General features: G+C 59.9%; 1 protein-coding gene. It reads right to left on the bottom strand.

What is annotated here, in order from left to right; translation table 11 throughout:
• Nucleotides 1–169 precede the first annotated feature (169 nt).
• The gene (locus EWH12_RS22050; RefSeq protein WP_129927830.1) at nt 170–484 is read right to left on the bottom strand and encodes an SRPBCC family protein; all 315 of its coding nucleotides are present in this window, start codon (nt 482–484) and stop codon (nt 170–172) included.
• Nucleotides 485–616 lie beyond the last annotated feature (132 nt).

Raw genomic sequence — 616 nt, 5'->3', positions numbered from 1 at the left:
AAAATTACACCAATGCCGGGGGGAGTGGCCCTCGGGCTACGCCCTCACGCCACTCCCCCCGGCATGTAACACGATGGCCTGGTTTTACGCCGCCGAATGGCCGACTTTTGCTCCGCCGTTGACACATTAACCTGGCCCTCCCACTATATGAAAGGACCAGGCCAGATTCCTATGCGTGGGCGTAGGGCAGATCGACGGCGACGACCGCCAGTTCCTGCGGCACGTTTTCGCGGCCCATCACCACGTCGATGTGTTGCTCGTGGTTATAGATAAACTGTTCCGACCAGCAGAGCGGTATCGAATCGATGCCACCGTGCGCCAGCGCCCTGTGCATCCCGGCAAGCGCGTCGAGATCTTCGCCGATGAAGCTCTTGAAGAAAGTCAGAGTATCCGCGTCCAACTTCTCGTTGGCCGGTCCATCACCTGTTTTGACGAATGACACCTCGACCTTGCAGCGCCCGGCATCGATTGGCCAGACCATCACGATCGGGTGTCAACGGCGGAGCAAAAGTCGGCCATTCGGCGGCGTAAAACCAGGCCATCGTGTTACATGCCGGGGGGAGTGGCGTGAGGGCGTAGCCCGAGGGCCACTCCCCCCGGCATTGGTGTAATTTTC

Source organism: Sphingobium cupriresistens, from assembly GCF_004152865.1.
GTDB classification, from domain to species: domain Bacteria; phylum Pseudomonadota; class Alphaproteobacteria; order Sphingomonadales; family Sphingomonadaceae; genus Sphingobium; species Sphingobium cupriresistens.
This window is presented reverse-complemented; position numbering and strand designations above follow the sequence as displayed.